Raw genomic sequence first — 13393 nt, forward strand, 5'->3', positions numbered from 1 at the left:
ATTATTCGCCCCGACCTTGTTCGTTTGTATCGTCGCTCTCGACTGGCAGCCCGAGGATCAGGCGCAGGGTGCGCTCGGCAAAGGCCAGTGCAAACAGCACCGACCCCAGCACCATCGCGGATTGCGGCCACCACAGCGGGACGGCCACCACGCCTTGGCTGACTTCATTGTAGGTCCAGCTTTCGTGGACATAGCCAAAGATCGCCCAAGCGACCCAGCCCATCATCACGGCGGCAAAGGCCGCCGCCAGAATATCGGCGATATGACCCAGACGTTTCGGCATCAACTGCCGCAACGATGTGACGCGAATATGATCGCCCCGTATCAGCGTGGCCGGCAGGGCGAGGAAGATCGACGCACTCAGCCCCCATGCCGCGAAATCATCGGCTGACGGGATTTGGCTTCCCATCAGGCGCAGGCCAATCTGCGACAGGATCAAGACCGCGATCCCCAGCAAGGACAGCGCGGCCAAGGCTCCGCAAAAGTTGAAGAGATGGCGGGTCAGCATCATGGCGGCGGGCTCCGAATAAGGGGGCGGGGAGGGGCGAATACCCCGGTCTAGTAGAAAAGGCCCGGGCAAACGACTGCCCGGGCCTGCTGAGATCAGTTCATCGCGTCGACGATTTTCTGACCTTCTTCGCCAGCCTGTTCCAGCCATTCCGCGCGCATTGTCGCGGCGATGGTTTCAAAGTCGCTGGCCAGCCCTTCGGGGGTCGGCAGGACGTTCATGCCATTGTCGGCCATCGTGTTGGTTGCTTCGCCAGTGGCTTCCTCGGCCATTTCAAAGCCACGGGTTTCCGCCAGTTCAGCCGCTTCTTGCAGCGCGGTTTTGACCTCGTCAGACAGGCCGTCGTAGGCGCCTTTGTTCACGATCACCATGTTCTTGGGCAGGAAGGCCTGAACGTCATAGTAATGCGACACGAAGTCCCATGCTTGGCTGTCGACACCTGTCGAGGGCGAGGTGATCATGCCGTTGATGACCCCGGTCGAGAAGGCTTGGCTGATCTCGGAAGTGGCGATGGTGGCGGGAACGGCGCCCAAAAGCTCGGCCAGACGCGCGGTCGAGGGGTTGTAGGCGCGGAACTTGACGCCCTCGAAGGAGGCGGCATCGGTCACTTCCCGGTTCATGTAAACGCCCTGCGGCGGCCAGGGGGCGGCAAACAAAAGCACCAGACCATCTTCGGCCAGCTTTTCTTCGTAGATCGGGCGGGAAGCTTCCCAAAGAGCGCGGGCCTCGTCAAATGTCGTCGCCAAAAGCGGCACGGCATCGGCAGAGTAAACCGCGTCTTCGTTGCCAAGCGCTGAGATCAGAACTTCGCCGATGGGAACGATGCCGCGCTGCACGCCGCGCTTCAGTTCGGGGCGCTTGAGCAGGACCGAGTTCGACACAACGTCGATTTCCAGCGCGCCATCCGACAGGCGGGCCACGTCATCAGCGAAGGCGCGGATGTTCTGGGTCAGATAGTTGCCGTCGGGCGCATCGGCCGACATTTTCCACGTTTCGGCATGGGCAAGACCGGCTGTCAGGGCCGCGATCGCGGTTCCGATGAGAAGGTGTTTCATGTGTGGTATCTCCTGTTGGGGTGGTTTGTTGTTCTTGCCCTGCCGTATTGGCAGGTCAGGGTGGTTCACTCAGTCTTCCAATGCGGGCAGGTCTTGCGCGTCCAGCGACCACATCAGGCGGAAGGTTTCGGCCTCGCGCACCGCGCCGCCCAGCTTTTCGGTCAGTTGGCGCAGGGTCGCTTCGGCGATCGGCTCTGACGTCACATCCACCGCGATGCAAGGCGCCAGAACGCGCCCTTCGGTGTTTTCAGACGGCAGCGGGGTCGAAAGGGTTTCGTCGGGGATCATGTGATGCACGCGCAGCACACCCTCTTCGGCCATCAATTTACCAAGCACGTCGGCGACGGCGTCGCTCTCCATGGCATCTGGCACCAGTTCGATCAGCACCAGCGCGCCGCCCCAGCCAAAGCCGCCCTCTTGCGCGACCTGCATCACCCGACGGCGGGTGTTGGACATGCGCCCGAAGTTGGTGATCGACCATTGGGTCTGTTTGGTAAAGGCTTTGCGGTAGGCTTCAGAGGTGAAATCGGCAAGGTTGCTGGCGCGGTAGAGCGCGAGGTAGCGCCGTGCCGAGCCCGATACCGCCCGATAGCGCCGCGCGCCGGTGAAGCCCGGAATGCGAACGCGCTCTTCCATATGTTCCCGGTCATACCACTGGTTAAAGTCAGCCTCATGATCGGGGTCGATATCGCTCCAGACGAAAAGCTGTGCCTGATCGGTTGTACGGATATTGCTCATTCTGCATCCTGATCCTTGGACAAAGCTTTCCCGTCACGTGGCGGGGCACGGCCCGTCTCCGTCGAGGTGCGGTCAAGCTCTGTCGATTGTTGTTGGGGCACACTTGCCGAGATGGGGTCCAACGACAAACGGGATTATTCAGGGGGGTGATAGGGTTTTCCGATCAGGCCAATTCAGGCCGTGTCAGGTCTGCCGCTGATGACGCTCCGCACAGGCCCGCGCAAGATCGGCAATTGCCTTGTAGGTGGCTACGTCGGAACTGCGCCGCCAGATGCAATAGAGGGGAGCGGCGGCAGTTGCGCATCGACATCAAGCTCATAGATTCCCGGCCCGGCCAAATCGCAGGCCAGCGGCAGGGTCGCGATGCCCAGCCCGCGCTGCGTCAACCGAGCAATCGCAGCCATCGAGGTGATGCAATGCACGATCGAAGGCCGCAGGCCGCGATCGCTGAAAAGCGCAAGAACATTGGCGTGCGGGCGTGAATTGCGGGTGAAGGTGATCAGCGGGCTGGTAACGACATCGGCGAGGGACAGTTTCTCGTCGCGCATCCCCTCGGGGCCGAACCATCCCATGGCCAGCGGCGGCAAGTCCGCGCAAACGCAGGTTTGGTCGTGGCGGTCATCTGTCGTCAGCAACATATCCAGCGCGCCGCGTTCAAAGGCCGCGGCGATGTTCGGCGTGGGCTCGACCGTCAGTTCAAGCTCCAGCCGGGGATAGCAGCGCGCCACTTCTTCGATCAGGTCACAAAGCCAAGTATGAACGACCGAAGACACCAACCCCAAACGCACCCGCCCCGCGGCAGTGGTGGGATCGGAGAGCGTGTTGCGCAAATTGCGCTCTGTCGCGAGCATCTCTTGCGCCTTATCGAGGATCATCGCCCCGGCCACCGTGATCCGGGTGGCGTGGAATTCACGGTCAAACAGGTCCACCTGAAGGTCCGTCTCAAGTGAGGAAATCCGACTGGACACCGTCGCTTGGCTGACATTCAACTGCTCGGCTGCCGCCCGGAAGCTTCCCAAGTTGGCGACCGTGACGAAGGTTTCTAAAAAGCGCGTGTTCACCAAGAACCTCTCTTTCTCTGTTTCGGTCGCGAAGAACGAGGGTAGGTTAAGCTGGCGGTAAAGTCACCTGTTCTCAATGGGCTTTTGGCCCGGGAAAGCGGCAGCGGAGCGCCTGTAGCGAGCGCTGCGTTCGAACGGTCCGGCATGGTTGGCAGCGCAGCTACATTGTGTTTCGTCTGGATGGCCCCACTGAAGCCCATTAAGTTCGTCCGGGGAAAGGGGCACTTCGGACACTATCTGATTTGCCCAACGGAGCCGGGGTTGGCCCGCGCTGGTTGGCCCTCTCTAACCGCAGGTGGATGACACGACTATGGGGAAAGAAGTCCAGACCGTCGCGGTCAAGCCGGACAAGGCGGTTGCAAGATTTACCTTGCGGTAGAAATCCGTGGTCGGACCAAAAGACCATTTCCCCACTGTCAGCAATAGAAGCAGTTGCAACACAATCGCGGCAAGCCAGGCTATCAGCAGCGCCCAGCGAAAAAGTGACAAGCCGAGCCAGGCGACCTCCGGCCAGCCAAGGGCGCAGCCGAGGCCGTGCAGCCCGTAGATCGCGCTGAAACTGGCCAGCCAGACCAGCAACGGCAGGAGAATGCGCAGCAACTCTCTCACGCGATCATCCCCGGCAGATGCGCCGCAAGCAGGATCAGCACCGTGATCGCTGCCAGATAGTCGGACCAGAGCGCCACAATGGCGAAACCCGCCCGACGCTGAGGCGACGTGAAACCACGCCGGACCTGCAGGATCAGAAAGCCCTGCATCAGCCCGACGAGCAGTGCATGGGCCAGCCCATAGGCGCCGAGGATCAGGAGCGTTGCGGCATAGGCATGGCCGTCCGGGGGCGGCAGGCGCAGCAGCAGGGCCCCGAACACCACCGCCGTGGCAACCGTCGCCAGCAACGCCGGAGCAAGGGCGACCATAGGGGCGGTGCCCGCGCGGTTGCGGCGGGCGCTCAGGTGCTGGGCCAAGGCGGCGGCGAGCGCTGCACCGATGCCGAAGGCAAGCTCGACCCAAGAGGGGGCGAGCCATTGGGCTGGGGGCCAGCCGGGCGCGACGGTCCAGAGGAAGGCATAGCCGAAAAGGAGGGAGCCGAAGAAGGTCGCATTGGCCACCAGCAGAAAAGTCGAGCCCCACCAGCCCGGCGATTTGTCGCCCTCACTTGCCAGCGGCAAGACCGCGCCGCGTCCAACCTTTTGCGGACCTTGATCGCCGCGCGCGCTCAATTGCCAGACCCAGACCAGCGCCAAGGCCGCCACGCCGGCGAGTGCCAGCGGGGTGAGCCAAAGAGCTTGAGCAGGATCGACAGGAAGAACCCGCCCGTCACCGCCGCCATCAGGATCGGCAGCCGTGTGTTGCCGGGATAGATGACCAGCGCTTCGGGGCGACCGCTGGCGGCATCGACCATCAAGGTCTCGCGCCGGGCCACCTCGGGCGCGCCGAGGTAACCTTCGCCCTTGGCCAACCGGTTGGCCAGATCTGGCGTGTCGTAAAGCGGGGCACGCGCGCCCACCATCGGCAGGCTGGCGAAGTTATAGGAGGCGGGTGGCGACATGCCGGCCCATTCCAAGGTACCGGCCCGCCACGGGTTGCGCGGGCCGCGCACCGCGACGAAGCTGTGGATGATGATGTCGACCAGCACCATCGCAAGGCCGATCGCCATGACGAAACTGCTGACCGAAGAGATGAAGTTAATGACCCCCAGCCAGTCTCGGCGTCATAGGTCTCGATCCGGCGGCGCTGGCCCAGCAGGCCGACCCAATGCATCGCCAGAAAGGTGCCGTGAAAGCCTAGGAAGATCAGCGCGAACGCCAGTTCGCCAAGCCGGAACAGCCGCTTGCGTCCGCTCACCAGCGGCAGCCAGTAGTAGATCCCCGCCAGCATCGGAAAGACGAAACCGCCGAACAGCACATAGTGCAGGTGCGCGGTGATAAAGGCCGTGTCATGGGCCTGCCAGTCAAAAGGCACCACGGCCACCATCACGCCGGTCAGCCCGCCGATGATGAAGGTGACAAAGAACCCGAGGATGTGCAGCATCGGCATGTGCAACTCGGGCCGCCCCTTCCACATGGTGCCGATCCAGGCAAAGACCTGCACCCCCGTCGGCACCGCCACCAGCGTCGAGGCCGCCGAGAAGAACGCCAGTCCCATATGCGGAATGCCGGTGGTGAACATATGGTGCACCCAAAGCCCGAAGCTGAGGAACGCCAGCGCCAAAGCGCTCGCGACGATCCAGCCGTAGCCCAGCAGCGTCGTGCGCGCCATCACGGGGATCACGGTCGAGATCACCCCGGCGGCGGGCAAGAAAATGATATAGACCTCCGGGTGGCCGAACAGCCAGAACAGGTGCTGCCAAAGCAGGCTGTCGCCGCCCAGATCGGCTTGGAAGAACGGCAGGCCGAAGGCGCGCTCAACCTCAAGCAGCACCGAGCCGAGGATCAGCGGCGGAAATCCGGTAAGGATCATCAGCGAAGTGACCAGCGCGTACCAAGCAAATATCGGCATCTTGTCGAGCGACATGCCGGGCGCGCGGTATTTCAGGATCGAGACTGTGAATTCGACGGCGGCGCAGATCGCGGAAATCTCGACGAAAGTGATGCCGATCAGCCAGAAATCGGTGTTGATGCCGGGCGAATGCAGCGGACCGGTCAGCGGCGGATACATGAACCAGCCGCCATCGGGCGCGATGCCGAAGAACAGCGCCACCAGCAGCATCGCGCCGCCGAAGGCATAGCACCAGTAGCCGTAAGCGGTGAGCCGCGGGAAGGCGAGGTCGCGGGTGCCCAGCATCTTGGGCAGCAGATAGATCGCCAGCCCCTCGAAGGCGGGAATGGCGAAGAGGAACATCATGATCGTGCCATGCATGGTGAAGAACTGTGCAAAGGCACCGGCGTCCACGAAGGCGGAATCGGGCGTCGCGAGTTGCGCGCGGATGAGCATCGCTAACACACCACCGACGAGGAAGAAGAAGAAGGCAGTGACAAGAAACATCCGCCCGAGGTCGGAATGGTTTACGCTGCTGGTCCAGCCCTTCCAGCCCGGCTCTGAGGCCCAGATCGTATCCAGCTTGCGGTGACGGCGCAGCGCGTTCATGGCGTCTCCTTCGCGGTAAAGGCGGCCCAGCCCGCCGGGTCATGGGCCTCGACCGAGAAGGTATGGCGGCTGTAGCCCTCGCCGTTGTACTCGGCGGTCAGGCCCCGGTAGGTGCCGGGGGCATCGGCCTCGATCCGCAGCACGTTGACATGACCGGGAATGGCGTCCAGCTTTCCAGCCAGACGCGGCACCCAAAAGCTGTGCACCACATCCCGGCTGGTGATCGCCACATCGACGGGCCGCCCGGCGGGGATGTGCAGCAGGTTCTCGGTGACATGGCCGGGGCGGTCGTCATAGGAAAAGCGCCAGGCCCATTGCCGGGCCTCGGCCTCGACCCGCACCACATCCGCCGCGGCGCGGGGCATCAGCCGCTCGCCGGTGACCAGACCATAGGCCAGCAGGGCCGCGAGGACCGCGATGGAGAAACATAGGCCCAAACCGATGATCCAGACCTTTTCATCCCGCGTGGCATTCTCCGCCTGCCGGGGTGTCCTGAAAGCGCCGATCACCAGCGCCGCCAACAGCGCGAGGATCAGCCCCGCGCCGATGAACATCACCCACCAGAGCGTCGCGATGGCGCGCGCCGCCGGACCCGCCGGATCGACCACCGACAGATCGCCGCTGCAACCAATCAGCACACCGCACGTTGTCCCTGCAATCACCCCCGAAGGAGCCTGCCCCGATGAGCGAGCAAAGCAATGAGACGGGCGAGGACCGGTTGATCGACCCGATCGCCTCTCAGCCCGGCTATGAAGAGACCGAGACCCGCATCGCGCTTGAGGGCCACCCGATCCACGCCATGAGCGTGGCCTTTCCCATCGCGCTGTCCTTCTGCTTGCTGGGGGCCGATCTGCTCTATTGGTGGACCGGCGATGTCTTTTGGGCGCGGGCGGCCCTCTGGGCGGCGGGGACGGCGTTCTTCTTTGGCGTGCTGGCGGGATTTTCCGGCGCTGCTGAACTCTTGCTGGTGAGCGGCATCCGCTCCCGCGCTGCCGCTTGGACCCATGCGATCATCGCCGTGACCTTGCTGTCGGTCTTGGGCGCGAATTGGGGCCACCGGCTCTATGGTTATGAGGCGGCGGTGCTGCCTTACGGCATCCTCCTGTCGGGGCTGGGCGCGGTGATGGTGGGGTTCACGGGTTGGCATGGGGGCAAATTGGTCTTTGATTATCGTTTGGGCACGTCGAAGGGCAATTGACCGCCCCGCGGTTCAAGCAGCCAGCCGGGCAGGGGAAGTCCCAGAGGTCGGGCTTGCCTAAAACCAGCATGAGGATCGCGATGACGGGGAGGCCGACGGCAGTGATCGGCAGATAGGATCGGGGCAGGCGGTGTTTCTCTGGCTTCTCGGCCACCTGCACCACCAGATGCCCAATCCAAGCATGGGCGGCGGCAAGCGCCGTGACAAACAGCAGCTTGGCATAGAGCCAGGGGACGAATGCCTCGCGAAAGAAGATCAGCCATGTGCCTGCCACCACCGCCACGACGGCAGCGGGGGTGACGAGGATGGCATAGGTCGTATGAGTGGCGCGGCGGATGCGACTGTATTCTGCCGCCGTGCCAGCGGGATCATGGCGCGACAGCATCAGGGGCAGGGCAAGCAGCCCGGCACACCACAGGATAAGCGCGGCGATATGCACGCCTTTGAAGAGCGTGATGAGAACCGGGAACCAGCCGCTCACGCGCTGCCCGCCCGCAGGGTCGCCCATCCGCGCCGTGCCACGGCCCCGGCGACGACCGCATAGGGCAGTCCCGCGGGCACCCACATCAGGATGCCGCCAAGCTGCTGGTCGGCCAGCGGCGAGAAGCCCCAGTCCATGGGGGCAACGGCATGGGCGGCATAAAGCGCTTCGGGCGCGAAGGTCAGGATCGCCCCCAAAAGACCCATCTGCGCAAAACCGGCGATGAGCAGGGTCAGCGCTTCGACAGGTGTGCGGCCGGGGGCAAACACTGCGCGCCAGAACCATAAGGCAGCGCCGAGCAGGCTAATCTGCATCAGCCAGTACACCCCGACATGCGAGAGCGCGAGGTCATAGGCCACCGGCAGATGCCAGCCCCAAAGCACCACGGTCGAGACCGCGAAGGCCGCCATCGCACCACCCGCCCGCCGCGAGGGCCATGCGCGGGCCAGCAGCGGCGCAGCCACGGCGACGAGCAGCACGTGATGCACCACCCGCGCCGAAAACAGAGCCGAGGAAAGCGCACAGAGGGGCGAGACGAAGGCCAGCACCAGAACGCCCACGGCAGCCAATCCGTGGCAGCTGCGCGCGCGCAGGACAACGAAGAAGAGCAGGGACAGAGCGGCGAGAAGGAGCGGATCGAAGTTCCAGCGAAACCAAAAATCCTCCGGCCCCGGTGCCGGTCCACAATAGGTTCGGATCCAAGCATCGCTGAGCAAGGTCTATTTTCCCTTCGGTCGTTCCTTAAGAGGAACGCTGCGCGCGGGCACATCGTTCCAAACGAATTGAGGCGCGGTTGGGTTTCCCCTCAGCCCGATCAATTTTCCTTGACCCCCGGTAAAAGCGATCCAGCTTCTACCACTGGGCGCATTACGCCCCGAGGCTACACGCATCACTTGGAGGGGTCACTTGTCTTTTCCGACGCGCCGCAAAATTCTGAAATCCTTGCTGTTCGGCGGCACCGCCATCGCCGCCCCTTCGGCTGTCTTCGGCGCGATCTATGGCCGGGGCGAGGGGATGCCTTGGGAGCCCCTGAAGGGCCAGCCGCCGTATTACGGCACCAATGAGGATCGGTTCTTTACCCCCGATGAACGCGAGGCCGTCGCCGCGATCTGCGCGCGGCTGATCCCGTCGGATGGGGACGGGCCGGGGGCGGTTGAGGCTGATGTGATCACCTTCCTCGACCGGCAAATGGCGGGGTTCTATGGCCGTGGGCAGCATTGGTACATGAAGGGCCCCTTCCGCGAAGGCACGGCAACCCAAGGCTATCAAAGCGAGCACCCCCGGCAGAGCTTTACCGTCACGCGCTTGCTGAACTCGACGGCTATTGCCGCGCACAGCAGGACGCCGGTTTTGCCGCGCTGAGCGCGGCGCAACAGGACGAGATCCTCAAAGGTATGGACGACGAGGAAATCACCTTCGACCCGGTCTCGGCCAAGGCGTTCTTTGACCTGATCCTGAAAAACACCATCGAAGGCTATTTCGCCGATCCGATCTACGGCGGCAACCGGGACATGGTGGCGTGGCACTACGTCGGCTTCCCCGGCACCCGCTATGATTACCGCGATTTCGTGGGCCACAACGGCGCGCGCATTGATCTGCCGCCGGTCAGCCTAATGGGCCGTCCCGGCTGGAACAGCTCTGAATAAGACACGAGGTGACACGATGACGAAGCAGCTTCCAAAGGTCGACGTGGTTCTGGTCGGTTTCGGCTGGACCGGGGCGATCTACGCCGAGAAGCTGACCGCCGCCGGGATGGAGGTGCTGGCGCTGGAACGCGGCCCGTGGCGCGACACGCCCAAGGATTTCGCCACCACCTTCGCGCAGGACGAACTGCGCTATTACTGGCGCCACGGCATGTTCCAGGAAGCCTCGCAGTCCACCGTCACTTTCCGCAACAACGGCGCACAGACGGCGCTGCCGATGCGGCACTGGGGGTCCTTCCTGCCGGGCAACGGAGTGGGCGGCTCGGGCGTGCATTGGAACGGCCAGACCTACCGGTTCCTGCCGTCGGATTTTGTCGCGAAAAGCCATAACGAGGAACGCTATGGCCCGCTGCCGGAGGGGATGACGGTGCAGGACTACGGCGTCACCTATGACGAGTTGGAGCCGCATTTCGACTATTTCGAGAAGATCTGCGGTATCTGCGGCACAGCGGGCAACCTGCGGGGCGACATCCGTAAGGGCGGCAACCCTTTCGAGGGGCCGCGCAGCGATGACTACCCCAATCCGCCGATGCAGATGACCTTTTCGCAGGACCGGTTCGAGGCTTCGGCGCGGGATATGGGGTTGAACCCTTTCCCCGTGCCCTCGGCCAATATGTCGCGCGCCTATGTCAATCCGCTGGGGATGCAGCTGGCGCCCTGCACCTATTGTGGCTTTTGCGAGAAACACGGCTGCGGCAACTATTCCAAATCCTCGCCGCAGACCACGATTATCCCGGTCTTGATGAAGCGGGAGAATTTCACCCTACGCACGGATTCCGAAGTGCTCTCGGTCGAGAAATCCCCCGATGGCACCCGCGCCACGGGGGTCACCTACATCGATACCAGTGGCGAGGAATTCTTCCAACCCGCCGAGGTCGTGGTGCTCTGTGCTTACCCGCTGGAGAACACCCGGCTGATGCTCTTGTCCGACATCGGCACGCCATATGATCCGCAGACCGGTGGAGGCGTGGTGGGCAAGAACTACTGCTATCAGGTGATGTCCGGCGCGACGGTCTTTTACGATGAGGAATATACCAACGGCTTTGTCGGCGCGGGCGCGCTCGGCATGGCGGTGGATGAATACAACGGCGACAATTTCGACCATTCCGGGCTGGGCTTTATCGGGGGCGGCTATATCGCCTGCTATACCACCAACGCCCGGCCCATCGAAAGCCATCCGGTGCCTGAGGGCGTGCCGGGCTGGGGCAGTGAATGGAAACAGTCGGTCCGGGCCAATTTCCTCAAGACCACCAACGTGGGCGTGCACGGCGCCTCGATGGCGCATCGCAGCAATTACCTCGATCTTGATCCCACCTATACCGACCGACATGGCAGGCCGCTCTTGCGCATGACCTATGATTTCACGCTGAACGACCGCCGGCTGACTGCCCATCTCACCCCGGTGGCCGAAGAGATTGCCCGAGGCATGGGCGGCCGTGAAGTCAACGTGGCCGAGCGCAAGGGATCCTACGACTCGATGCCCTATCAAACCACTCATAACACCGGCGGCACGATCATGGGGACCGACCCGCAGACCAGCGTCTGCAACCGCTATTGCCAGAGTTGGGACCTGCACAACCTCTTCGTCGCCGGGGCAGGGCTGTTTCCCCAAAACGCGGGCTACAACCCGACCGGCACCGTGGCGGCGCTGGCCTATTGGTCGGTCGCAGCGATCATCGATCAATATATGGCCGACCCCGGCCCGCTGGTGCAGGCATGAAGCGGCTGGCCCTGATCACCGCCCTCTGCGGCGCGAGCCTTGTCCCGGCGCAGGCGCAGGAGCTTGCCTCCTCCGAAGTGGAGCGGGGCCGCTACCTGACGCAGGCGGGCGACTGCAAAGCCTGCCACACGGATATCGACAACGACGGCATTCCCTTTGCCGGGGGCAGGGCGCTGAAGACGCCCTTCGGCACGATCTATTCCGCCAACCTCACCCCGGATGACGAGACCGGGCTGGGCCGCTGGTCGCGCGAGGATTTCTACAATGCGTTGAACGAGGGGATCGACGACGAGGGTCGGCACCTCTACCCCGCGATGCCCTATCCCTATTTCACCCTGATGACCCGGCAGCAGACCGATGCGATCTTTGCCTATCTGCAATCGCTCGAACCGGTGCATGTGGAGGAAGAGGAAAACGATCTGCCGTTTCCGCTTAACATCCGCATGTCGGTGAGCGGCTGGAAGCTGTTGTTCTTCGAGGACGAGGAATTTGTGACCGACCCGGACCGCTCCGAGGCATGGAACCGTGGCCGTTTCCTCGTCGATGGGCCGCTGCACTGTGGCGGCTGTCACACCGGCAAGAACATCCTCGGTGCCAGCAAAGATGATGAATACCTGCGCGGCGGTACGCTGGAGAATTGGTTCGCCCCGAACATCCGCGGCGGTGAGAATGGCGGCATTGCGCATTGGAGCGAGGACGACATCTTCGAGTTCCTGAAATACGGACGCGCCAAACACACCGCCCCGATGCAGCGCATGGGGGAGGTTGTTTCGATCTCGACCCAGTTTCTGGAAGAGAAAGACCTGCGGTCCGTCGCCACCTATCTCAAAACCCTCGACGACACGGCGCGCGCGTCGGAAGAGGCCCCCGAGACGGCGCGAATGGAGGCCGGGGAAGGGCTTTACTTCGACAATTGCGCCGCCTGCCACGTGGCCGATGCCTCGGGCGTGCCCTATTTCTTCGCCCCGCTCAGCACGTCGAACAAACTACACGCCAAGGATCCTTCGACAGCGATCCGTGTCATCCTCGGCGGCGCCCGCGCCCAGCCGACCGAAACGATCCCCAGCATGCTGGCCATGCCACCCTTCGCGTGGAAACTCACCGACGCGCAGATCGCCGACTTGCTGACCTACCTGCGCAATACCGGGGACCGTCAGAGCGGCGCGGTCTCTGCTGAGGCCGTGGCCGAGATGCGCGAATATCTAGCTGAGGAATATTGAGGGTGACCCGATGAGAAATGCCGAGCCGTCGCTTGTCGCGACATTGAGCCTTGCGCTGTGCTTCTCGCGCGCGGCGATGGCGGAACCGCTCTATCTTGGCGAAGTGGAATACAATACCGATGACCGCGCTGTCATGGTTGCGATCGTAGAGCATTGTGCTGGCCTGCAGGCAGAGGTTGAGGCAGCAAAAATCGCCGGGCTTTCAAGAGATGATGAGGAGGGCAATAAGGAAGCTGGTACAGGACAGCCAAAGCCTTTCGCCAGCTCCCCCGGCATTGCAGTAGACCGCCTTGCTTCAGGTAACGGGACGGGCGAACTGCCGGACCTCTCTCACGTAGCTGCGAGGGACTGTGTCGCGGCCGGCATCACATATTAGGGGAAAGACGCCATTTTTTTTGGGGGGCTCGCCTGCAGACGTTAAGGGCCGCTTTCGGCTAACTCAGCGTCCCCAAAGGGGCAAAAACAACCGGGTATACATAAAAATAAAATGGAGGCGAGTACCGGAATCGAACCGGTGTACACGGATTTGCAATCCGCTGCGTAACCACTCCGCCAACTCGCCGACCGGTGGTTGGCGCACTGCTAACGGATCACGAGGAAGGCCGCAAGACCCATATGCGTG

13 protein-coding genes, 1 tRNA gene and 2 pseudogenes are annotated in these 13393 nt (G+C 63.0%); 6 read left to right on the top strand and 10 right to left on the bottom strand.

What is annotated here, in order from left to right:
- Position 1: 1 nt before the first annotated feature.
- The 7 genes and pseudogenes from ACFQAU_RS11955 to ACFQAU_RS11985 all read right to left on the bottom strand — a co-directional run bounded on the left by ACFQAU_RS11955 (position 2) and on the right by ACFQAU_RS11985 (position 7087).
- Entirely contained in the window at positions 2–511 is a 510-nt protein-coding gene (locus tag ACFQAU_RS11955; RefSeq protein ID WP_132444396.1) for a TRAP transporter small permease, read from the bottom strand.
- Positions 512–603: 92 nt separating this feature from the next.
- On the bottom strand, positions 604–1563 hold the full coding sequence (locus tag ACFQAU_RS11960; RefSeq protein WP_132444397.1) for a TRAP transporter substrate-binding protein: 960 nt from the start codon (positions 1561–1563) through the stop codon (positions 604–606).
- A gap of 69 nt (positions 1564–1632) precedes the next feature.
- Positions 1633–2301, bottom strand: a complete 669-nt coding sequence (locus ACFQAU_RS11965; protein ID WP_067627080.1) for a DUF4286 family protein — start codon at positions 2299–2301, stop codon at positions 1633–1635.
- Positions 2302–2549: 248 nt separating this feature from the next.
- The gene (locus ACFQAU_RS11970; RefSeq protein ID WP_386282434.1) at positions 2550–3362 is read right to left on the bottom strand and encodes a LysR family transcriptional regulator; all 813 of its coding nucleotides are present in this window, start codon (positions 3360–3362) and stop codon (positions 2550–2552) included.
- A 285-nt stretch (positions 3363–3647) separates the two neighbouring features.
- Positions 3648–3971, bottom strand: a complete 324-nt coding sequence (locus tag ACFQAU_RS11975; RefSeq protein WP_067941179.1) for a hypothetical protein — start codon at positions 3969–3971, stop codon at positions 3648–3650.
- A pseudogene (gene ctaD / locus ACFQAU_RS11980) lies at positions 3968–6449 on the bottom strand (cytochrome c oxidase subunit I). Before ctaD ends, ACFQAU_RS11975 begins: the two are co-directional and overlap by 4 nt.
- Positions 6446–7087, bottom strand: coding sequence for a cytochrome c oxidase subunit II (locus ACFQAU_RS11985; RefSeq protein WP_240791576.1), 642 nt, complete (start codon positions 7085–7087; stop codon positions 6446–6448). Before ACFQAU_RS11985 ends, ctaD begins: the two are co-directional and overlap by 4 nt.
- Before the next feature lie 44 nt (positions 7088–7131).
- Here ACFQAU_RS11985 and ACFQAU_RS11990 point away from each other — a divergent pair, with 44 nt between their 5' ends.
- On the top strand, positions 7132–7647 hold the full coding sequence (locus ACFQAU_RS11990; protein WP_132444399.1) for a DUF2231 domain-containing protein: 516 nt from the start codon (positions 7132–7134) through the stop codon (positions 7645–7647).
- Here ACFQAU_RS11990 and ACFQAU_RS11995 read toward each other — a convergent pair.
- Both ACFQAU_RS11995 and ACFQAU_RS12000 read right to left on the bottom strand, forming a co-directional pair.
- Positions 7583–8128: a CopD family protein gene (locus ACFQAU_RS11995; RefSeq protein ID WP_386282441.1), complete on the bottom strand. Its 546-nt coding sequence runs from the start codon at positions 8126–8128 to the stop codon at positions 7583–7585. The genes ACFQAU_RS11990 and ACFQAU_RS11995 overlap by 65 nt on opposite strands.
- Positions 8125–8844 carry a cytochrome c oxidase assembly protein gene (locus ACFQAU_RS12000; protein WP_240791578.1) on the bottom strand — a complete coding sequence of 240 codons (720 nt, stop codon included), beginning with the start codon at positions 8842–8844 and terminating at the stop codon, positions 8125–8127. The genes ACFQAU_RS11995 and ACFQAU_RS12000 overlap by 4 nt, the downstream gene beginning before the upstream one ends.
- A 298-nt stretch (positions 8845–9142) precedes the next feature.
- Here ACFQAU_RS12000 and ACFQAU_RS12005 point away from each other — a divergent pair.
- From ACFQAU_RS12005 to ACFQAU_RS12025, 5 genes and pseudogenes are all read left to right on the top strand, one after another.
- Positions 9143–9337, top strand: a pseudogene (locus tag ACFQAU_RS12005) (gluconate 2-dehydrogenase subunit 3 family protein); the annotation flags it as partial.
- Positions 9338–9345: 8 nt separating this feature from the next.
- Positions 9346–9774: a gluconate 2-dehydrogenase subunit 3 family protein gene (locus ACFQAU_RS12010; protein ID WP_386282445.1), complete on the top strand. Its 429-nt coding sequence runs from the start codon at positions 9346–9348 to the stop codon at positions 9772–9774.
- A gap of 16 nt (positions 9775–9790) precedes the next feature.
- Positions 9791–11551, top strand: a complete 1761-nt coding sequence (locus ACFQAU_RS12015) for a GMC family oxidoreductase (protein WP_132444402.1) — start codon at positions 9791–9793, stop codon at positions 11549–11551.
- Positions 11548–12771 carry a c-type cytochrome gene (locus ACFQAU_RS12020; RefSeq protein ID WP_132444403.1) on the top strand — a complete coding sequence of 408 codons (1224 nt, stop codon included), beginning with the start codon at positions 11548–11550 and terminating at the stop codon, positions 12769–12771. The genes ACFQAU_RS12015 and ACFQAU_RS12020 overlap by 4 nt, the downstream gene beginning before the upstream one ends.
- A gap of 10 nt (positions 12772–12781) precedes the next feature.
- A complete protein-coding gene (locus ACFQAU_RS12025) occupies positions 12782–13147 on the top strand; it encodes a hypothetical protein (protein ID WP_132444404.1) in 366 nt (121 codons plus the stop codon).
- Positions 13148–13259: 112 nt separating this feature from the next.
- Here ACFQAU_RS12025 and ACFQAU_RS12030 read toward each other — a convergent pair.
- Positions 13260–13333, bottom strand: a tRNA-Cys gene (locus ACFQAU_RS12030).
- Positions 13334–13393 lie beyond the last annotated feature (60 nt).

The organism is Sulfitobacter profundi, from assembly GCF_042661425.1.
Lineage (GTDB): Bacteria > Pseudomonadota > Alphaproteobacteria > Rhodobacterales > Rhodobacteraceae > Sulfitobacter > Sulfitobacter profundi.

Bases quoted from the DNA above. Each gene is read 5' to 3' on its own strand.
- ACFQAU_RS12015 (WP_132444402.1), top strand. From the start codon at position 9,791: ATGACGAAGCAGCTTCCAAAGGTCGACGTGGTTCTGGTCGGTTTCGGC.
- ACFQAU_RS12025 (WP_132444404.1), top strand. From the start codon at position 12,782: ATGAGAAATGCCGAGCCGTCGCTTGTCGCGACATTGAGCCTTGCGCTG.
- ACFQAU_RS12020 (WP_132444403.1), top strand. From the start codon at position 11,548: ATGAAGCGGCTGGCCCTGATCACCGCCCTCTGCGGCGCGAGCCTTGTC.
- ACFQAU_RS11955 (WP_132444396.1), bottom strand. From the start codon at position 511: ATGATGCTGACCCGCCATCTCTTCAACTTTTGCGGAGCCTTGGCCGCG.
- ACFQAU_RS11960 (WP_132444397.1), bottom strand. From the start codon at position 1,563: ATGAAACACCTTCTCATCGGAACCGCGATCGCGGCCCTGACAGCCGGT.
- ACFQAU_RS11965 (WP_067627080.1), bottom strand. From the start codon at position 2,301: ATGAGCAATATCCGTACAACCGATCAGGCACAGCTTTTCGTCTGGAGC.
- ACFQAU_RS11990 (WP_132444399.1), top strand. From the start codon at position 7,132: ATGAGCGAGCAAAGCAATGAGACGGGCGAGGACCGGTTGATCGACCCG.